Below are 17,783 nucleotides of genomic sequence, written 5' to 3' on the forward strand. Positions count from 1 at the left end.
CGCGGCCGATGTGTCGGCCCTCAAGGCCCATGTCGAGGCGCTCTTTGCCGCCATCCCGCACGACTGGTACCGCAACAACCCCATCGCGCAGTACGAGGGCTACTGGGCCAGCGTCTTCTACAGCCACATCGCCGCACTCGGCCTCGATTTGATCGCCGAAGACGTCACGAGCCAAGGCCGCATCGACCTGACGGTGAAGCTCCCGGAGCGCATCTACCTGTTCGAGTTCAAAGTGATCGAGCTCGAACCGGAAGGCAAGGCGCTCGCGCAACTGAAAACCAAAGACTACGCTGCCAAATACCGCGCCGCGGGCGTGCCCATCCCCATCCACTTGGTGGGCATCGAGTTCAGCCGGGACAGCCGCCGCGTGGTGGGGTTCGAGGCCGAGACCTTGGGTTGAGCGCCCCCTCGGCCTTTGGTGCTCCACCCACTCACCCCCACGATCGCGCCTGCGCCAGCGTACGCAGCAGCGCGGTGTTGACGGTTTCGAGCGCAAAACCCGCCTCTTGGCAGATCAGTGGCAGTGCCTGGGACTGTGCCGGGTCGGCCAGGCGCTGCGCCAGCGACAGGTAGGGTGCGTAGGGGCCGGCGCCCTCGACCAAGGCGTCGCGCACGGCATCGGACAGCGGCACGCGCTCGGCCAGCTGCGCCATCGGCACGCGCAACCACTGGTCCAACGTGGCAAACAGCCCGGTGAGCAGCACGTCGTTGGCCAGGGTTTGTTGTGCGCCGGCGTCCATCAGTTGCCCCATGAGGCGCGCCCGCAGCGCCAGCGTGTGGCGGGCCGGCAGCAGCTCGGTGTCGGCGACGGCCAGCCCCAGCAAGCGCGTCAAGGCATCACGCAAGCGGCGCTCGCCCAACAGCCCGATGGCCTGGCGCACGGACGGCAACACACGGCCACGGCCGAACGCGTCGCTGTTGAGCAGTTGCAGCAAGCGATAGGTCAGCACCGCGTCGCTGTGGATGAGGACCAGCACGCGCTCGGTGGAGGCGTCGCGCAGCAGCGCCTGCTGCACGCGCAGCAGGGTGCCTTTGTCGATGCCGATGGAGCCCCGCGGGTGGCGCGCCAGCGCGTCGGCGATGGGCCAATCCACCACACCCCAAGCGTGCGCGGCATCCAGACAGTGCGCGGCCAGCGCGACTTGACCGATGCCCTCGTAGATCTGCCCCGGCAGCAGGCCGGCCTCGATAGTCGGGGCCGGAACCACAGCCAGCGCCTGCGACGCCTGCTCGGGCCACAGGTGTAGCACGTAGCGCAGGCTGTCGTCCTCGCCCAGCGGCGTGGGGCGTGGGGCGCGCGCCAGCGGCAGGCGCTGCACCAGCCGGTGGCCCAGGCGCCGCGCCTGGCTTTCCAGGTGCCGCCAGTCGGCAGGGGCGCGCTGGGCGGCATCCGGCAGCTCGATCCACAGGTGCTCGGGCGCCGACGCCACCAGCGCCTGTCGCACCGCGCGCGGCTCGGCCAACGCCACCAGCAGCCGCGGCGACCCCGCCGACCACCAGTCGTCGATCGCGTGCAGCAGGTGCGGGACGTTGACCTCGTCATCCAGCAGCCGCACGTGCAGGCGCACGCCGACCAGCTGGCGGCTGCGGCCCCAGATGGGTTGGTAGGTAAAAACGGCTCGGTCGAGCAGACTCAGGCGCATCACCCCGCCACTGTAGCCGAAGGCGCGCCAGCCCCGTCAGCCCATTAGGCCAGGTACTGGAACAGGGACAGTCGCTGCACCTGTGCGTAGGAGGACAGCCCAGCCTGGTAGCCCAGCTGCTGCGTCTGGAAGCGCGAGATGGCTTCCACCATGTCCAAGTCCGTCAGTTCGGACGCCTGTTCGATGTGGTAGTCCTCACGGCTGCGCATGGCGGCTTTCATGGAGTCCGCACGGTTGAGCCAGTCGCCCAGCTGCGCCCGGGCGGTCATCACGGCGTCGAGCCGTGTGGCCAAGTTGCTATTGGCCTGTCCCAGCTCGGTGCTCAGTTGGCCCGGGGTCAGCGTATTGTTGCGCAGCGCGTAGATGGCGCGGTCCAGCGTTTCCCAAATACTGTCGTTACCTTGGGTATAGGTGGTGCCGTCGTAGGAAAAGCCAAAGATGACCCGCCCATCCAGCCCGGTGGGCAGCGACGTCTCGGTGGGTGGCTCTTGCCCCGCTACGCCATAAGCCCGTACGGCCCGGTCGTCGGCGCCATAGAGTGGCAGCGGCGCGCCGGTGACTGCCTCGAACGGGCGCGTCTGGGGGTCCTCGACGCCCAACCCCATAAACAGGGGCCGCCCAAGCGTGTCTTTGGTATTGGCCAGCGCCAAGATACGCTCGCGGATGCCGTCGAGCTCCTCGGCGATCACCTGCCGGTCCGAGGCATTGAGCGCGCCGTTGCCGCCCTGCACGATAAGCTCTTTGGCACGGTGGTACAGGTCGGTGACCGTGGCCAAGGTGCTCTCCGCCAGCTCGAGGCTGCGGCGCGACGCCTCCAGTGCGCGCTGGTCGGCCTGCACACGCTGCATGCGCGCCTGCTCGCGCTCGGCCAGCGCCGCAGCCGCCGGATCGTCGCTGATGGTGCGCACCCGCTTGCCCGACGAGAGCTTGTCCTGCTGCTCGGCCAGTTCCGCCTGGCGCCGTTGCAGGCGCGCGATGGTGTTGTCGTAGCTATAGGCGGTGGCAACACGAAACGTGCTCATGATGGGACCCCGGTTTTTAGCGGAAGGTGCTCAGCAGCGTGTCGAAGATAGACTGCACCGTCTGCAAGTATTTGGCGCTGGCCTGATAGGCCTGCTGGAATTGCAGCAGCCGAGCGGCCTCCTCGTCCAGGTTGACGCCGGCCTCGTTGGCGCGGCGCTGCTCGGCGTCGCGCGCCTGCGCCTGCGAAAATTCACTCGACGTCTTGGCCTGGTTGACCCGCGAGGCCACCCGAGAAAACGCCGCGACATAGCCGTCGGACAAGGGCGTAACACCGTCGAACAACAGTTTATCGCGCAGCTTCATGATGGCTCGGGCGTTGCTGCCGTCGAATTGGACATTGCCCACGGGCGGGTTGGACGCCGCGGCGAGTTTGACCGGATCGTCGATGGCAAGCGCAATGGTGCCCAGCGCCGTGGCTGCTGGCCGCAGCGCGTAGCGGTCGCCCACCGTACCGCCCGAAAGGGTCAGCGTCAAGCCTTCGAACACGCCGGGGCCGACCGGGACAGCACTCGCTGCACTGGGCACCCAACCCGTGCCGTCCCAGTAGTGGCCGTCGCTGGAGCGCTGGATGGTCACGGTGGTGGCGCTGACGAACGTCAACCAGTAGTCGTCGGGCCGTAACGCCCCGGCATCGTTGACGTTGGCCACGGTGGCGGTGACGGTCGCGCTGCCGCTGTTGGTGACCGCGCCCACGCCGCTGAACGGCCCCGATCCCAACAGCAGTGGCGTGCCCAAGTTGCCTTGCAGATCCCGCCCGTTTTGGTGCTGCTCGTTGAGCGCGACCGCCATCGCCAGTGCCACCCGGCCCAGCTCGGCCTGGGTGCGCGTGATGTCGTCGTTGATGAAGTCCACCAACCCCTTGAGCGAGCCACCCCCGATGAACGCCTGTGGGATGTCGGCCACGCTGTTGCCTTGCTTGAACTGCAACTGCACGCGCCGGTCGCCGTCGAGATCCGCACGCACCACCTGCAGCTGCGCGGCCTGGTTGCCCAGCACCAGGGGCTGGCTGCCCGCCACGAACACCGACACCGTGCCGTCGTCGGCTTCGAGCGTGGTGACCTGGATTTTTTCGCCCAGCTGGGCGATCAGGCGGTCGCGCTGGTCCAGCAGATCGTTGGGCTGGCCGGTGCCCGTGCCGCGCACCCGTGCGATCGAGGCGTTGATATCGGCGATCGCCTGCGCCAAGCGGTTGACGGTATTGGCCTCCTCGACCGCCTGCAGGCGCGCGCCCTGGCTGATGTCGTCGAGCCGCGCCGAGGTATCACGCAGCCGTGCGGTCAGCGCATCGAAGCGGTCCAGCACCACCTGGCGGGCTGCGGTGTCATTGGGCGCGCTGGCGACGTCGCCCCAGGCGTTGAGCGCATCGTTGAGCAGTTTGCCCAACCCGCCTTCGCCCAGCGGAAAAAGGCTTTCGACCGACTGCAGGTAGCGGTAGCGTACCGCGTCTGCGGCCGCCATGCTGCTGGTGCTGGTGGCCTCGCGCGTCAAAAAGGCGTTGTAGCCCTCGCGCACCACGTTGTCGATCTGCACGCCCTTGCCAAAATAGGCCCCCCCGAGAAACTGCCCGGCCACCGCCTGCAGCTCGACGCGCTGGCGTGTGTAGCCCTCGGTGTTGGCATTGGCAATGTTGTGGCCAATGACCTGTAGCACCGCCTGGTTGGTGGTGAGCGCGCGGGTGGCGATGTTGAGGCTGCTCATGGCGTCTTACCCATCAGGCCAGGGCGCGCTGCAGGTGCAGCGTGGTGTTGATGACGCGGCTGAGCTTGGCCGCGTACTGCGGGTCGGTGGCGTAGCCGGCCTGCTGCAAATGCTGCGCAAACGCTTGCGCCGAATGCAGGTTGCGCATGACCGCCTGATAGCGCGGACTTTGGCTGATCAGGCGCGCGTAGTCACGGAACGCCTCGGCGTAGCTGTCGTAGGCGCGAAAGCGCTGCACCAACTTACGCGGCTGGCCGTCGATGTATTCGGTGGTGGTGACCTCCGCCACCTTGCCCTGCCAGCCGGGGCCAGCCTTGATGCCAAACAGGTTGTGCGCGTTGCGTCCGTCGGCCATGCGGATTTCGCTGCGCCCCCAACCTGTTTCGTGCGCCGCCTGCCCGATCATGAACGCCGCCGGGATGCCCGTATCGCGCGCCACTTGCAGGGCCGCCTCGCGGTGGCGGGCAACGAACGCGGCCTGAGTCGGCGTGGGGCGCGGCACCGCCCCTGCGACCCCGTCAACGTCGGCCGCTGCGGAGGAGGAAACGGCAGGTGCCTGCGCCGCGGCGCCGCGCGGGCTGGAATCGCGCCCCGCACTCATCTGCTGACGCAGCTGGCGCTCGATCATCTCGCTCAAGCCCCCGGGCAGGCCCGTCATTTTCAGCGCCAACTGCTCGTCGAGCAGCTCGGTACCCATTTCCGTGCCCTCGTTGTCCACCAGACCGCTTTTCATCGTCGCTTCGCGCATGGATTTGAGCAGCTCGCGCATGAACAGCGCCTCGAACTGACGAGCGGTCTCTTTGAGCGCCGCCTGCGGATCGCGGCCCGCCGCGTGGCGCAGACCGTCGAGTGCCTGCGCATCGACCGCCAGCCCGCGCGCCGCGCTCGCGGGCACAGCCGTCGGGGACAAGGGTTGCAGCGCCATATCAGAGCACCTCCAACTCAGCCTGTAAGGCGCCGGCGGCCTTGAGCGCTTGCAGGATAGCCAGCAAGTCCTGCGGGTTGGCGCCCAGTTTGTTGAGCGCGCGCACCACGTCCGCCAGTTGCGCCGAGGCCTCTACTTCTAGCAACTTGCCGCCTTCTTGCTGGACTTGGATGTCGGCCTTCTCGGTCACCACCGTCTGCGCGCCCGGCGGGGCAAACGGCGGCGGCTGGCTGACCTGCGGCGTGGACGTGATGGTGATGGACAGATTGCCGTGCGCAATGGCGGCTGGCGACAGTTTGACCGCTTGATTGAGGACCACCGAACCGGTGCGCGGGTTGAACACCACGCGCGCGCGCGGCGCGCTGGTCTCGATGGGCAAGTCCTCCAGGCTGGCCAAAAACGCCACGCGCTCGTTGGGGTCACGCGGGGCGCGCACCTGTACCGTGCGCCCGTCCAGCGCTTGCGCCGTGCCGTCGCCGATGGCGCGGTTGATGGCCGCTGCCACCCGTGTAGCAGTCTGAAAATCGTCGGAGCGGATGCTCAGCGTCACCGCGTCGCCTAGCAACAGCGGCGTGGGCACGGTGCGCTCCACCAGCGCGCCATTGGGGATGCGTCCGGCGTTGAGGTGGTTGACGGTAACGCTGCTGCCGCCAGCCGAGGCACCCGCCCCGGCGATCACCAGATTGCCCTGCGCCAGGGCATAGACTTGGCCGTCGGCGCCGCGCAGCGGGGTCTGGATCAGCGTGCCGCCGCGCAGCGATTTGGCGCTGCCCACCGACGACACGGTGACATCGATCGTCTGCCCTGGCCGGGCAAACGCGGGCAATTCAGCCGTCACCAGCACCGCGGCCACGTTTTTCGGCTGCACCGTGGTGCCCGGCGGCAGGCTGATGCCCATTTGCTGCATGAAGTTGGACAGGCTGCGCGCGGTATAGACGTTGTTGCCGTCGCCCGTGCCGTCCAGCCCCACGACCAGGCCATAGCCCACGAGCTGATTGCTGCGCACGCCCTGCACGCTGGCCACGTCCTTGATGCGGCCGCTGGCCTGGGCACTGACCGTGAGCGCCGCCACCGCCAGGCCTGTCGCCACGGCGGCGGTGCGCAAGAGTCGGGTCCATCGGTTCATCGCTCGTCACCTCGTGAACCGATTGTCGAAAAACTTTAGAACGGCAAAAGCGTCAAAAAGAAGCGCGCCAACCAGCCAAATGTCTGCGCATCGGCCGGCGCGCCCCGCCCGCGCGAGAGCACGCGCACGTTGGCCACCTGGGTCGAAGGCACCACGTTGCCGGGCTGGATGGCGCGCGGGTCCACCGTCCCGCTGAACTGCAGCACGTCCACCGCCTGGTTGACGCCGATCTGCTTCTCGCCGATAACGACCAGGTGTCCGTTGGGTAGTACCTCGGTGACGACGGCGGTGATGGTGCCGCGGAAGGTATTGACCGCCTCCGTCTTGCCGTCGCCCTTGAAGGTGTTGCTGGACTTCGCACCGGCGTTCAAGTCTGCCAGTGTGGATGCCCCCAGAAATGGAAACGCGCTCACGCCCGCGCTCAGGCCGCTGTCGCGCTTGACGTCGGTCTTGGCACTCTGGCTGGCCGAGAGCGACTCGGTGATCTGGATCGTCACAACGTCGCCAGGCAGGCGCGCGCGGTGGTCTTCGAATCCGGGGCGATAGGCCTGCGTGGCGTACAGCGACCCGCTGGGCGGCTGCGCCGGATCGGCGGCCACGCGTGGGTAGCGAATGCCATCCTCGGGCGGTTTGGCCAAGTCGACATCTGGGATTTGCGACAGGGCGGCACAGCCGCCCAGCGTCCAGGCCGCCAGTACCGATACGAAGCTCGATCCGTAGCGCGCGATCATGATCATGCTCCTGCACAGAGGCCCGACATCACAGCTGCGTGAGCCGCTGCAACATTTGGTCGGAGGTAGTCACGGCCTTGGAGTTAAGCTCGTAGGCGCGCTGCGTCTGGATCATGTTGACCAGCTCCTGCACCACGTTGACGTTGGAGCTCTCCAAAAACCCCTGCATCACCTGCCCGAAGCCCTCGGCACCCGGCGTGCCCTCGTTGGGAGCCCCCGACGCCTGGGATTCCATGAACAGGTTTTGCCCCATGGGCTCCAGCCCGGCGGGATTGATGAAGTTGGCCAGCGTGATCTGCCCGATGACCTGCGGCTGGGCCTGCCCCGGCACCAACACGGTAATTTGGCCGTCCTTGCCGATGGTCAGCGAGCGAGCGTTTTCGGGCACGGTGGGCGAGTCCACCAGCAGGTAGCCCTGGTTGGTGACGATTTGCCCCTGGTTGTTGAGCTTGAAGCTGCCATCGCGCGTGTAGGCCACGCTGCCGTCGGGCAACTGAATCCGGAAAAAACCGTTGCCGTTGATGGCGACGTCCAGGTTGTTGTCGGTCTGCTGCAGGTTGCCCTGGCTGTAGGTACGGGCGGTGGCGACGGTGCGCACGCCCAGACCGATGTGCAGGCCGGTGGGCAGCTGGGCGTTGTCGGCGGTATTGCCGCCTACCTGACGCAGGTTTTGGTAGATCAGGTCCTCGAACAGCGCGGTGCCGCGCTTGAAGCCGGCGGTGGCGACGTTGGCCAGGTTGTGCGAGATGACGTCGAGCTGGGTCTGCTGGGCCGTCATGCCGGTCTTGGCGATCTGCAGCGAATTGATCATGTCGGTTCTCCGTTAGCCGCCCTGCAACCCCAGCAACTGGGCGGCGGTCTGGTCATTCTTCTCGGCGTTTTGCAGCATGCGCATCTGCAGCTCGTACTGGCGGGTGGCGGCGATCATGTCCACCATCGCCGCGATCGGGTCCACGTTGGAGCCCTCCAACATGCCGTCGGCGAGCTGGGCCGCGTCGTCGGCCGGCAGCGGCTGCCCATCAGGGGCGCGAAACAGCCCGTCATTGCCCCGCACCAAGCGCTGCCCCTCGGGCGGCGTCACCAGCTTGAGGCGGCCGATCACCTGCGGGGCTTCGTTGCCCACCTTGGCGCTGACCGTGCCGTCGCGCCCGATGCCGACCTGGGCACCCGGTGGCACCTGGATCGGCGCACCGCCCGCGTCCAGCATGGGTAAGCCGTTGAAGCCAACCAGCGTGCCTTGGGCATTGACTTGCAGCGCGCCGGCGCGGGTGTAGGCTTCAGTGCCATCCAGCGCCTGGATGGCAAAGAAGGCGTTGCCTTCCGCCGCCACGTCCAACGGCCGCCCGGTGTGCTGCATCGCGCCCGGCTTGTCCAAATACCCGGCGGTAGCCTCCAGCGCGTGCACGCGCGTCGTGGCGCCCTCGCCGCGCAGCGGCACGGCACGAAAGGTGGACAGCTCGGCCCGAAACCCGGTCGTGGTGACGTTGGCCAGGTTGTGCGCGATGACCTGGTGCCGGTGCATGGCGGCCTTGGCCCCGGACGCGGCAGTGTAGAGAATGCGGTCCATGATTCACGCTCCGCGGGTTTCGGGCACTGATCAACGCAAGTTGACCAGCGTTTGCTGCACCTGGTCCTGTGTTTTGATGGTCTGCGCGTTGGCCTGGTAGTGGCGCTGCGCGACGATCATATTCACGAGCTCCTGCGTCAGGTCGACGTTGGATTCTTCGAGCGCGCCGGAACGGATCAGGCCAAATCGGCCCGACAACGGCTGGCCAATGATGGGGTCTCCGGACGCCTGCGTTTTTTGCCAGTAGCCGCCATTGATCGGCTGCAACCCCTGCACATTGCGAAACCGGGTCAGCATGACTTGCCCGTTGGCCTGACTGACCCCGTTGGAGTAGCGGGCCGTGATCACGCCGTCCTCTCCGACGGCGATCGACGTCAGCTCACCCGAAGGGTAGCCGTCCTGGGACACCTCATAGACGGCGAATTTGGAGCCAAACTGGGTGACGGTGGCCAGCGCGGGGTTGGCCGGATCGCCGAAATTCAACGCGACATCGATATCGTCCGCCGGCAAGCCGGGGGCGATGGCATCGGTAGCCACCTGGATATTCGTCAGCGAAAGCGGTAGGTTGGGACGCCCAGTCGTCGGATTGAAGTTGATCGTTCCGAGATTGGTTTCGACGGCCGGACCAGGCGGATCGACCGGCTGGTAGACCGACACGGCGTCCCATGCATTGGCCGCAGTCTTGATGAAGTAGATCTGCACCGGAACCGCATTACCCAGTGTGTCGTACAGATTGAGGGAAGTGCCGTACTGCTTGTTCTCGGGCGTCAGCGGCGCGCCGACCGTATCGACCTCGGCCCGCGCGTCCAGGTTCATGGTGAGCTTGAGCTCGGTCGATTCCTTGGGGTCGATATTCTTCCCGGTGGGCAGATTGAGCGGCACGGGCTCGACGGAAGTGGGCCGACCGGTCGTGTCGGTGGCATAACCCAGCAACTTGGCGCCGTTGTTGGTGATGATGTTGCCGTCGCGGTCGAGCTTGAACTCGCCATTGCGGGTGTAGGCGATCGAGCCATCGGTCAGCTCGACCGAGAAAAACCCCTCGCCATTGATCGCCATGTCCAGGTTGTTGCCGGTGATCTTGATATTGCCCTGCGTGAACATCTGGGCGACGGTGGCCACGCTCACGCCGATCCCGCCGTTGCTGCCGCCCGCCGCACCCAGCGAGGCGGCGTACATCTCGGCGAACTCGGCGCGCCCGGCCTTCATGCCCGTGGTATTGGCGTTGGCGATGTTGTGGCCGATGACGTCGAGGTTTTTGCTGGCAGCGTTCAGGCCTGAGAGTCCGGTGCCAAAGCTCATGGTGTGCTCCTGCGGGTAATCGAAAGAAAAAACGGCGATTCAAAGGAAGGCAAGGATTTGGTCGTAGCCCAGCGTCCCGCCATCGGTACGCAGGCGCAGGTTGCCCTCGACCAGACCGACCGACTGCACGCGGTGCAGCGCCAGCGGGGTGGCCGACACCGCCTGGCCACCTTGGGTGGCGACCACGCGCAGGCTGCGTACCCGGTCGACCTCCACGTCGCCCAGGGGCCACTCGAAGGTCTGCAGCCCCGCGCTGCGCCCCCCGAGGGCGGAGGTGCCCAGTACCTCGCCCGCCGCGCCCAGGATCTCGACGGTGACGTTGTCGGCCGGGCCGGACAGCGTGAAGGCGCCGCGTGCCACCCCGTCGCTGACGACCAGGCCGTTGCCCTCGCTGGCCACCTGACGGCCCACCAGTTGCGCGCCCTGGATGGAGCCGACCATGTTGAACTGCGCCGCCAGCCCTTTGAGGGTTTCGTTGACCTGCTGCAGACCGACCACCTGGTTGATCTGCGCCATTTGGGTGGTCATCTGCGCGTTGTCCAGCGGGTTGAGCGGGTCTTGGTTGTTGAGCTGCGCGACGAACAACTTGAGGAAGCGCTCCTGCGCGGCCTTCGGGTCCATCGAGTCGGCCTGCGCGCCGCCGCGCGCGTTGTAGGCGTCGATCGCGCTCGAGCTCAAGGGGGTCATGAACATGGCGGTCACCTCACGCGGGCATCACTGGCCCATCTGCAGGGTCTTGAGCAACAGCGTCTTGGCCGTGTTCATGACCTCGACGTTATTCTGATACGAGCGCGCCGTGGCGATCATGTGCACCATTTCCTCCACCGGGTTGACGTTGGAGTAGGTGACATAGCCTTGCGCGTCGGCGCTGGGGTGGTGTGGGTTGAAGACGCGCCGGTTGGGCGCATCGCTCTCGACGATGGTGCGCACCTTGACGCCGGCAGACGCCGGTTCGCCCATCGGCACCGTTTGAAACACGACTTGCCGCGCCTTGTACGCCTGGCCGTCCGGGCCCGCGACCGCATCCGCATTGGCCAGGTTGGACGCCACCGTATTGAGGCGCTGCGCCTGCGCGCTGATGGCGCTGCCCGAGACGTCGAAAATGCGAAACATCGACATGGCGATCCCCCGTCATTGCCCTTGGATGGCCGCCAGCATCGTCTTGACGTGGCCGTTGATGAACCGCAGCGTCGTCTCGTACTGCACGGCGTTGTCCACGAAGTTGGCGCGCTGCTGGTCCAGATCGACCGTGTTTTGGTCCAGCGACGGCTGGGTGCGCACGGTGTAGGCGGGGCGCGCGGCGTCAGTGACGCCGGCCGCGGCAGCGGTGCGCAAGTGACGCGGATCGCTGCCCGCCAGCCCCTGCAACGCCGACGGCACCGCTGCACTGGCCGTCGATAGGGTGGCACCGCGCTCGCGTGCCTGGGCCTGCAGCAGCGCAGTGCGAAAGTCGAAGTCGCGCGCCACGTAGCCGGGGGTCTCGGCATTGGCGATGTTGCTGGCGATGACCTGCTGCCGGTACGCGCGCAGCTGCAGGGCTTGCCCCAGCAAGTCCATGCGCTCGGTCCATCGGTTGAACATATCGGCCTCTACCCGTCGTCGGATGGTGGTGCGCGGTCCGCAGACCGCCTCGTTGCCTGCATTGTCAAAAACTTGAGGGCAAGCAAAGCGCCGATAAGGCGAGGGCGCGGCTGGCATTTCCGGGTTTTGCCCGCCACGCGCTGCGCCTACAGTGCAGGGGTGAATATGGCAACCCCACTCCCCCTTGGCTGGCGACACGCTGTGCGGGCGTGGCTGTGCGTGGCAGCCGCGGCCGCCCTGTGGCTGGCCACCGCCCCAGGTTGGGCGGGCGAGGCGTCGGCGCCGGTCGGATCGAGCCCTTGGCGTGAACAGATGGGGCGCTGGCTCGACGGCGAAGTCGCACAGCAGCTCCAGGGTGCGACGGCGGATTTGCCCCTGCGCGCCGAGATCGAAGTGGGCACGCTCGACCCGCGCCTGCAACTGGCCCCGTGCCGGCGCGTGGAGCCCTACTTGCCTGCTGGTACCCGCCTGTGGGGGCGCAGCCGCATCGGGCTGCGCTGCGCCGAAGGCCCCACGCCGTGGAACGTCTTTTTACCGATTTATGTGCGCGTTTGGGGTCCCGGCTGGGTGCTGCGGCGCCCGGTGGCGCCCGGCGAGACGCTGGGCCCTGAACACGCCGAAGCTGCCGAGGTTGACTGGACCGCGTATCGCGAGGCCGTCTTGGTGCGCCCGCAGGATTGGCAGGGCTTGCAGGCCGTGCGTGGACTGGGAGCAGGGCAAGTGTTGCGCACCGGTGTGGTGCGTGCACCGCAGGTTTTCGAGCCCGGCAGCACCGTGCGTCTGCGCCTGGAGGGGCCCGGCTTCGTGGTGATGGCCACCGGCGAGGCGCTGGGCCACGGCCGTATCGGCGAGCCCGTGCGGGTGCGCCTGCCCAACCGCCGCATCCTGGTGGGCACGGTGCTTGATGCCCAAACGGTGGTACTGACCCTCTAATCCACACAAAATCTCGAAAAAGGGGTAAAGTCCGGGCTCGTCCCGCCGATAAAGCTCTCGAGCGTCCCCTCTACCCGGGGAGCGGAGAGTGCCATGAAAGTCAACAACTCGCCTCAATCCAAGTTCGGTTTGCCGACTCCGGTGACGCAGCGCACCGGGGAGGGGGTGAGTTCGTCCGCACGCGGCGCGCCTGCTTCCCCCGCCGAAGCGGTCAGCGCCACGGTCAAGTTTTCGCCCGTCACGCAGGCCATGACGAATGGCATCGCGCGCTCGGGAACGGACAGCTTCGATGCCGCCAAAGTCGAGGCCATGCGGACGGCCATCCAGAATGGCAGTTTCTCGGTCAACGCCGAGGTCATCGCCGACAAACTGCTGGGCAGCGCGCGCGAGCTGCTGGGCGTGGCGGCAGCGGGCCCGCGCCGCTCCGCTTGATGCACATGACCACCCGCTGCGGTGACCCCCTGACCCTGTTGCGCGAGGCGCACGAACAACTCGGCCATGTGCTGCAGTTGGCGTCGCGCCATGCGGCGGGTGAAGTGGACACCGATCAGTGGGTGGCCGCGTGCGCGGCGCTGGCGCAAGCGTTCGTGGCCGTGCGCGACGCGTGGGGCCGCAGCGCCCCGGGCCAAGCGGCCGCGCCCGAGGCCGCCCGGCTGCTGGAGGACATCGGCAGCCGGCTGCAGCAATTGCAGGAATTGCAAGCGCGCCTGTCGGGTAGCACCCGCATGGCACTGGCGCAGTTGCTGCCGCAGGATGCGCTGCAGGCGTACTCCCAGCTCGGGCGCTCACGCCCGACCACGGGGCGCGGCGGCTACGGCTGAATACGGGGTGTCTGCGCTTGCCCCGTCGGTGGGACGGGTTTCAGTGCTCGCGCAGACGCGCTCGCAAGCGCGCGATCGCCTGTGAATGCAGCTGGCTCACGCGAGACTCGGTGACGCCTAGCACGGCCGCGATCTCCTTGAGATTCATGTCGTGCTCGTAGTACATGCTCATGACGTACTGCTCGCGCTCGGGCAGCTTGCCGATCGCCTCGACCAAGGCGGCGCGCATGCGCTGGTCCGCCAAAATGGCCTCGGGGCTGCGGTCGGCATCGTCGGGCAAGTGGCGATCCAGAAACCCGTCGTCGTCTTCGCTGCGCGAACCCAGGTCTTCCAGATAGACCAGCTGCGTGCCCCGCATGCGCGACAGGGTTTCGTGGTACTCCGCGAGCGACATGCCCAGCTCTTGCGCGATCTCGGACTCGCGAGGGGCGCGCTGCAGGCGCTGCTCCAGCCGGTGGATCGCGCCCTCGATGTCCTTTTGCAGTTTGCGTGAGCCGCGCGACATCCAATCGGCATCGCGCAGCTCGTCGAGCATGGCCCCGCGGATGCGCTGGCTGGCGAAGGTTTCGAACTGCACCCCCATCGACGGCTCATAGCGCGCCAGCGCCTCGGTCAGCCCGATCATGCCAACCTGGATCAAATCGTCGAGCTCGACGCTGGCGGGCAGACGTGCAATCATCAGGTGCGCCAGCCGGTGCACCAGCGGCGCATACTGGCGCAACTGCGCGTCTCGGTCGAGCGTGCCCTTGGGCGTGTACATCGAAAACTCCGGCGGTCGGATCGGCCGCGGTATCGACACCGGACTGGACGTCAGCATGGCCGCCGTTGCTCCCCCGCAAAAGCCGGTGCTTCCAACACCCAAGCCGCATCCAGGATTCTGCCCAACACGGCCTGGGTTTCGGGTGTGACCGATCCCCGCGCATCATACCCCAGCGCCCAGACCGTCGGAGCGACGCCCAGGTGGCTGTCGCAGGTGCGGCGCAGCGCCGACAGGGCTGCCGACAGCGGCCCTGGCGCGGGCGCCTCGCCACCCCTCGCGACGTCGGGCACCGGATGGTCGCTGGGCTCAGGTAAGGCGATCACCACAGGTCGCAGGCCCATGCCGTGCAGGCGCTTGAGATCCTGGTAGGCCGCCACGAGCGCCGCCGGCTCGGCCGTCAACGCCACCAATGGCCGCCCACCATCGGTGGGCCACCAGCGCAACACCTCGTTGGCTGGCGCGTGCCACAGCCACGCGCCGCCGCTCGGCAGGTCCTCCGGCCAGTGGCCGGGTTCGCCCTCGACCACGGCGCACGGCATGCCCAACGCCTGACACCCCTGGTGCAGCCTCCACAGCAGCTCCAACGACGCCGAGCCGCGGGCGGCCGCGAGCACGGCCAGCACGCGCGTCGGTGGCTGCAGGTGCCACGCCAGCAAGCCTGCCGCTTGGTCGCGGATCGGCTCAAGCATGGGCGGCCCCCTCGGGCTGCCAGCCCGACTGCACCGGATCGGTGAAGAAAAACGGCAATTCGGCGCTGGTGGGGTCGAACGCCGACTTGCCCCGCCCCCCCATCGACAGACGCACCAGCGCGGCGGCGTCGGGCCGTTGCCAGTCCTCGGGTACACGCTGGCCGGTGGTCAGCCCGCGCAGCACGGCTTGGTGCCGGATGAGCGCGTCCACCGCTGGCCCCAGCTTGGCGGCCTCGTCGACCTTGGACAGGATCACGCCATGCAAGGGCGTGTCACGGTAGGCCTGAAAGACATCGTCGAGCGTGTCACCGTGGCTGCCGGCGTTGACCACCAGCAGCTTGCGAATCTGCGGTGCTTGCAACAGCGCCATCATGTCCTGGATGCGCGGGTCTTTTTGCCCCAGGCCTGCGGTGTCGATGATGACCATGCGTTTGTTGGCCAACAGCTCCAGCAAGTCTTGCAGCGCGGCCCGGTCGTGGGCCTGGTGGGCCACCACGCCCAGCATGCGTCCGTAGGCGCGCAGCTGCTCGTAACCGGCGACGCGGTAGGTGTCGAGCGAGATCAGGCCCACGCTATTGGCGCCATAGGCCTTGACGCATTGCGCGGCCAGTTTGGCGGCCGTGGTGGTCTTGCCCACCCCAGTCGAGCCAATGAGCGCAAAGACGCCACCCTCGTCGCACAAGTGCCCTGGCTCGCGCGCGACGCGCAGATTGCGCGCCAACACTTCCAGCGTCCAACGCCAGGCATCCGCCGCGCCCAAGTGGGCCGGCAGGCGCTCGAGAACGGCACGTGCCACCGTGGGCGAATATCCGGCCCGGATGAACTTGAGCATCAATGGCGACTGGATCGGATTGAGGCGCGACTGCCCCAGCCATGCCAGGGTCTGGAAGCGCTCCTCCATCATGGCCTGCATGGCGGCCAGCTGTGCCTCGAGCCGGCTGGCGCGGGCCGCGTCATCGGCGGGCACGCGGCGCGGCGTGGCCGCCGCCTGTGGCGCGGACGCAGCGGGCGCACTGCGGCCAAAGGGCAGCACCATCGCGTCGTCGTCGCGCGGCGCCGGCGCTGCGGGCGCGCGCGCCGCGGTGGGGGCGGGCGCCGCCCGCGGAGGCACGGCGGGCCGCGCGGCGCCCGCCGACTCGGGCGCACGGCCCTGCAACGCCTCGCGCCGTTTGCGCAACATGCGCTCGCGCACATATTCCTGGAACGACAGCGTGCTCATGGCCAGCGTCTCGCTGTCTTGGGCCACCGTGCTGTCAGGCGACACCGGGGGCAGCTGCGCTGCCGCCCGCTGTTGCAGGCCGAGTGTGGCGCGTGCCGAGCGTGGCGTCGGTGTCTCCGGTAACGTGGCACGGCTCGCCTGCGCCGCCGGCGTAGCCACCTGCGCGGCGATGGCGGAGAGCTGCTCCTCCGAGGTTGCCACGACCTCGAAACCAGCGTCGGTGGATCGGCTCGACAGGATCACGGCGTGATCGCCAAAAGCGGCGCGCGCCAGCGCCATGGCCTCGCGCGAGTTGGGGGCGACGAATCGTTGCGCGTTCATGCGGGCTCTCCAATGATCGGGCCGATGCGAATGGTGTGGGTATCAGGGATTTCGCTGTGGGCCAACACCTGCAGCCGGGGGGCGGCGCGCTTGAGCAGCCGGGCGATGGCCTGCCGGATGGCGTCGGGCACCAGCAGCACGGCGGGCACGCCGCTTTCCTCTTGCCGCGCCGCCACCTTGGCGGCCGACTGCGTGAGCATGTCGGCGATGCCAGGGTCGAGCGCGCTCATACCTTGCCCGCCGAGCGCCTGGGTCAACAGGCGCTCCAGGCCCGGCTCGATGGCAATGACTTCCAGCTCCTGCACCGGGCCATAGATCTGCTGCACGATGGCCGGCGACAGCGCCTGGCGCACCCGCCGCGTGAGCTCGATCGGGTCTTGCGTCTGGCCGGCGTGCTCGGCCAGCGTCTCGACGATGGTACGGATATCGCGGATGTGCACGCCTTCCTCCAACAGTAACTGCAGCACTTTCTGGAACACGCCGATGGGCACCATGGCCGGAATCACTTCTTCGATCAGTTTGGGCGCCAGCTTGCGCACGTGCTCGACCAGTTCCTGTACCTCGGTGCGGCTGAGCAGCTTGGCGGCGTGGACCTGCATCAAGTGTGACAAATGCGTGGCCAACACGGTCTCGGCATCAACCACGGTGTAGCCCGCCATTTGCGCGCTTTCACGCTGACGCTCGTCGATCCAGGTGGCCGGCAGGCCAAATGCGGGGTCGCTGGTGGCCTGGCCGATGAGCGGTGTGCGGATGTGCCCTGGATTGATCGCCAGATACTGGCCCGGAAACACCTCGCCTTCACCCACCACCACGCCGCGCAGCGTGATGCGGTAGCCGCTCGGCTTGAGCTCCAGGTTGTCGCGCACGTGCACCGGTGGTGGCAAAAAGCCCACCTCTTGCGCGAATTTTTTGCGTACCCCCTTGATACGGGTCAGCAAGTCGCCCCGCCGGTTGCGGTCCACCAGGGCGATCAGCCGGTAGCCCAGCTCCAGCCCCAACAGATCCACGGGCTGCAAGTCGTCCCAGGTGGCCTCGGTCTCGGCTGGCGCTTGCGCGGCCTGCTGGGCCGCCAGCTCCTGCGGCGAGGGCTGGCGGCGTTGGCGTGCCAGCCAGTAAGCCACCGCACCGATCACCGTGGCAAAGAAGAGGAACACGCCGTTGGGCATACCGGGCACGATGCCCAGCAACCCCAGGACCCCGGCCGTCACGCCCAGCACCTTGGGCGAGTCGAAGAGCTGGGTCACGATCTGCTCGCCCAGATCCTCTTCCTTGCCCACGCGCGAGACCACCATGGCTGCTGCCACGGAAATGAGCAGACCCGGCACCTGTGCCACCAGCGCGTCGCCGACCGACAGCGTGATGTAGGTGTGCGCCGCCTGCTGCAGCGACAGGTCGTGCTGCAGCATGCCGATGGCAAAGCCACCGACGATGTTGATGAGCAGGATCA

The 17,783-nt window shown here is 67.6% G+C and carries 20 protein-coding genes; 4 read left to right on the forward strand and 16 right to left on the reverse strand.

Features of this window, described 5'->3' with window-relative positions; genetic code table 11:
- Positions 1 to 400 (forward strand): PD-(D/E)XK nuclease domain-containing protein (locus tag Q0716_RS01360; RefSeq protein WP_299018849.1); only part of this gene is annotated, 400 nt, incomplete at its 5' end.
- A gap of 31 nt (positions 401 to 431) precedes the next feature.
- Here Q0716_RS01360 and Q0716_RS01365 read toward each other — a convergent pair.
- The 12 genes from Q0716_RS01365 to flgB are packed head-to-tail and all read right to left on the reverse strand — an operon-like array spanning position 432 to position 11,593.
- Positions 432 to 1,643, reverse strand: coding sequence for an HDOD domain-containing protein (locus Q0716_RS01365; protein ID WP_058615681.1), 1,212 nt, complete (start codon positions 1,641 to 1,643; stop codon positions 432 to 434).
- Positions 1,644 to 1,687: 44 nt separating this feature from the next.
- Positions 1,688 to 2,665 (reverse strand): flagellar hook-associated protein FlgL, encoded by a 978-nt coding sequence (flgL, locus tag Q0716_RS01370; protein ID WP_299018850.1) that lies wholly within the window; start codon positions 2,663 to 2,665, stop codon positions 1,688 to 1,690.
- A gap of 16 nt (positions 2,666 to 2,681) precedes the next feature.
- Positions 2,682 to 4,364, reverse strand: a complete 1,683-nt coding sequence (gene flgK, locus Q0716_RS01375) for a flagellar hook-associated protein FlgK (RefSeq protein WP_299018851.1) — start codon at positions 4,362 to 4,364, stop codon at positions 2,682 to 2,684.
- Positions 4,365 to 4,377: 13 nt separating this feature from the next.
- Complete coding sequence (flgJ, locus tag Q0716_RS01380) at positions 4,378 to 5,289, reverse strand: flagellar assembly peptidoglycan hydrolase FlgJ (RefSeq protein ID WP_299018852.1); 912 nt, start codon at positions 5,287 to 5,289, stop codon at positions 4,378 to 4,380.
- A 1-nt stretch (position 5,290) separates the two neighbouring features.
- Positions 5,291 to 6,415: a flagellar basal body P-ring protein FlgI gene (locus tag Q0716_RS01385; RefSeq protein ID WP_058615677.1), complete on the reverse strand. Its 1,125-nt coding sequence runs from the start codon at positions 6,413 to 6,415 to the stop codon at positions 5,291 to 5,293.
- Between the two features lie 35 nt (positions 6,416 to 6,450).
- The gene (locus tag Q0716_RS01390) at positions 6,451 to 7,146 is read right to left on the reverse strand and encodes a flagellar basal body L-ring protein FlgH (RefSeq protein WP_201022714.1); all 696 of its coding nucleotides are present in this window, start codon (positions 7,144 to 7,146) and stop codon (positions 6,451 to 6,453) included.
- A gap of 28 nt (positions 7,147 to 7,174) precedes the next feature.
- Entirely contained in the window at positions 7,175 to 7,957 is a 783-nt protein-coding gene (gene flgG, locus Q0716_RS01395; protein WP_058615675.1) for a flagellar basal-body rod protein FlgG, read from the reverse strand.
- 12 nt (positions 7,958 to 7,969) lie between these two features.
- On the reverse strand, positions 7,970 to 8,713 hold the full coding sequence (flgF, locus tag Q0716_RS01400) for a flagellar basal-body rod protein FlgF (protein ID WP_299018854.1): 744 nt from the start codon (positions 8,711 to 8,713) through the stop codon (positions 7,970 to 7,972).
- Positions 8,714 to 8,743: 30 nt separating this feature from the next.
- A complete protein-coding gene (flgE, locus tag Q0716_RS01405; protein WP_299018856.1) occupies positions 8,744 to 10,012 on the reverse strand; it encodes a flagellar hook protein FlgE in 1,269 nt (422 codons plus the stop codon).
- Positions 10,013 to 10,051: 39 nt separating this feature from the next.
- Positions 10,052 to 10,705, reverse strand: a complete 654-nt coding sequence (locus Q0716_RS01410) for a flagellar hook capping FlgD N-terminal domain-containing protein (protein WP_299018858.1) — start codon at positions 10,703 to 10,705, stop codon at positions 10,052 to 10,054.
- 21 nt (positions 10,706 to 10,726) lie between these two features.
- The gene (gene flgC / locus Q0716_RS01415) at positions 10,727 to 11,131 is read right to left on the reverse strand and encodes a flagellar basal body rod protein FlgC (protein ID WP_058615672.1); all 405 of its coding nucleotides are present in this window, start codon (positions 11,129 to 11,131) and stop codon (positions 10,727 to 10,729) included.
- A gap of 12 nt (positions 11,132 to 11,143) precedes the next feature.
- Positions 11,144 to 11,593, reverse strand: coding sequence for a flagellar basal body rod protein FlgB (gene flgB / locus Q0716_RS01420; RefSeq protein WP_058615671.1), 450 nt, complete (start codon positions 11,591 to 11,593; stop codon positions 11,144 to 11,146).
- Positions 11,594 to 11,758: 165 nt separating this feature from the next.
- Between flgB and flgA the strand changes: the two genes are divergently transcribed.
- The 3 genes from flgA (at position 11,759) to Q0716_RS01435 (ending at position 13,347) form a co-directional block, all read left to right on the forward strand.
- The gene (flgA, locus tag Q0716_RS01425; protein ID WP_299018867.1) at positions 11,759 to 12,526 is read left to right on the forward strand and encodes a flagellar basal body P-ring formation chaperone FlgA; all 768 of its coding nucleotides are present in this window, start codon (positions 11,759 to 11,761) and stop codon (positions 12,524 to 12,526) included.
- Between the two features lie 93 nt (positions 12,527 to 12,619).
- Positions 12,620 to 12,958 carry a flagellar biosynthesis anti-sigma factor FlgM gene (gene flgM, locus Q0716_RS01430; protein WP_299018869.1) on the forward strand — a complete coding sequence of 113 codons (339 nt, stop codon included), beginning with the start codon at positions 12,620 to 12,622 and terminating at the stop codon, positions 12,956 to 12,958.
- Entirely contained in the window at positions 12,958 to 13,347 is a 390-nt protein-coding gene (locus Q0716_RS01435; protein WP_299018872.1) for a hypothetical protein, read from the forward strand. The genes flgM and Q0716_RS01435 overlap by 1 nt, the downstream gene beginning before the upstream one ends.
- Before the next feature lie 40 nt (positions 13,348 to 13,387).
- Here the strand turns inward: Q0716_RS01435 and Q0716_RS01440 are convergent, their stop codons facing one another.
- The 4 genes from Q0716_RS01440 to Q0716_RS01455 all read right to left on the reverse strand — a co-directional run.
- A complete protein-coding gene (locus tag Q0716_RS01440; protein WP_058615667.1) occupies positions 13,388 to 14,107 on the reverse strand; it encodes an RNA polymerase sigma factor FliA in 720 nt (239 codons plus the stop codon).
- Positions 14,108 to 14,157: 50 nt separating this feature from the next.
- On the reverse strand, positions 14,158 to 14,796 hold the full coding sequence (locus Q0716_RS01445; RefSeq protein WP_299018876.1) for a hypothetical protein: 639 nt from the start codon (positions 14,794 to 14,796) through the stop codon (positions 14,158 to 14,160).
- The gene (gene flhF / locus Q0716_RS01450; RefSeq protein WP_299018878.1) at positions 14,789 to 16,336 is read right to left on the reverse strand and encodes a flagellar biosynthesis protein FlhF; all 1,548 of its coding nucleotides are present in this window, start codon (positions 16,334 to 16,336) and stop codon (positions 14,789 to 14,791) included. The genes Q0716_RS01445 and flhF overlap by 8 nt, the downstream gene beginning before the upstream one ends.
- The coding region (locus Q0716_RS01455; protein ID WP_299018880.1) for an FHIPEP family type III secretion protein at positions 16,333 to 17,783 on the reverse strand (1,451 nt) is incomplete at its 5' end. The genes flhF and Q0716_RS01455, both read right to left, overlap by 4 nt.

Source organism: uncultured Tepidimonas sp. (assembly GCF_938045175.1).
Lineage (GTDB): Bacteria > Pseudomonadota > Gammaproteobacteria > Burkholderiales > Burkholderiaceae_C > Tepidimonas.

Excerpts from the sequence above, each read along its gene's own strand:
- flgM (WP_299018869.1), top strand. The coding sequence starts at position 12,620 with ATGAAAGTCAACAACTCGCCTCAATCCAAGTTCGGTTTGCCGACTCCG.
- flhF (WP_299018878.1), bottom strand. The coding sequence starts at position 16,336 with ATGAACGCGCAACGATTCGTCGCCCCCAACTCGCGCGAGGCCATGGCG.
- flgL (WP_299018850.1), bottom strand. The coding sequence starts at position 2,665 with ATGAGCACGTTTCGTGTTGCCACCGCCTATAGCTACGACAACACCATC.
- flgE (WP_299018856.1), bottom strand. The coding sequence starts at position 10,012 with ATGAGCTTTGGCACCGGACTCTCAGGCCTGAACGCTGCCAGCAAAAAC.
- flgK (WP_299018851.1), bottom strand. The coding sequence starts at position 4,364 with ATGAGCAGCCTCAACATCGCCACCCGCGCGCTCACCACCAACCAGGCG.
- Q0716_RS01390 (WP_201022714.1), bottom strand. The coding sequence starts at position 7,146 with ATGATCGCGCGCTACGGATCGAGCTTCGTATCGGTACTGGCGGCCTGG.
- flgB (WP_058615671.1), bottom strand. The coding sequence starts at position 11,593 with ATGTTCAACCGATGGACCGAGCGCATGGACTTGCTGGGGCAAGCCCTG.
- flgJ (WP_299018852.1), bottom strand. The coding sequence starts at position 5,289 with ATGGCGCTGCAACCCTTGTCCCCGACGGCTGTGCCCGCGAGCGCGGCG.
- Q0716_RS01445 (WP_299018876.1), bottom strand. The coding sequence starts at position 14,796 with ATGCTTGAGCCGATCCGCGACCAAGCGGCAGGCTTGCTGGCGTGGCAC.
- flgC (WP_058615672.1), bottom strand. The coding sequence starts at position 11,131 with ATGTCGATGTTTCGCATTTTCGACGTCTCGGGCAGCGCCATCAGCGCG.
- flgA (WP_299018867.1), top strand. The coding sequence starts at position 11,759 with ATGGCAACCCCACTCCCCCTTGGCTGGCGACACGCTGTGCGGGCGTGG.
- flgG (WP_058615675.1), bottom strand. The coding sequence starts at position 7,957 with ATGATCAATTCGCTGCAGATCGCCAAGACCGGCATGACGGCCCAGCAG.
- Q0716_RS01435 (WP_299018872.1), top strand. The coding sequence starts at position 12,958 with ATGCACATGACCACCCGCTGCGGTGACCCCCTGACCCTGTTGCGCGAG.
- Q0716_RS01440 (WP_058615667.1), bottom strand. The coding sequence starts at position 14,107 with ATGTACACGCCCAAGGGCACGCTCGACCGAGACGCGCAGTTGCGCCAG.
- flgF (WP_299018854.1), bottom strand. The coding sequence starts at position 8,713 with ATGGACCGCATTCTCTACACTGCCGCGTCCGGGGCCAAGGCCGCCATG.
- Q0716_RS01410 (WP_299018858.1), bottom strand. The coding sequence starts at position 10,705 with ATGTTCATGACCCCCTTGAGCTCGAGCGCGATCGACGCCTACAACGCG.
- Q0716_RS01365 (WP_058615681.1), bottom strand. The coding sequence starts at position 1,643 with ATGCGCCTGAGTCTGCTCGACCGAGCCGTTTTTACCTACCAACCCATC.
- Q0716_RS01385 (WP_058615677.1), bottom strand. The coding sequence starts at position 6,415 with ATGAACCGATGGACCCGACTCTTGCGCACCGCCGCCGTGGCGACAGGC.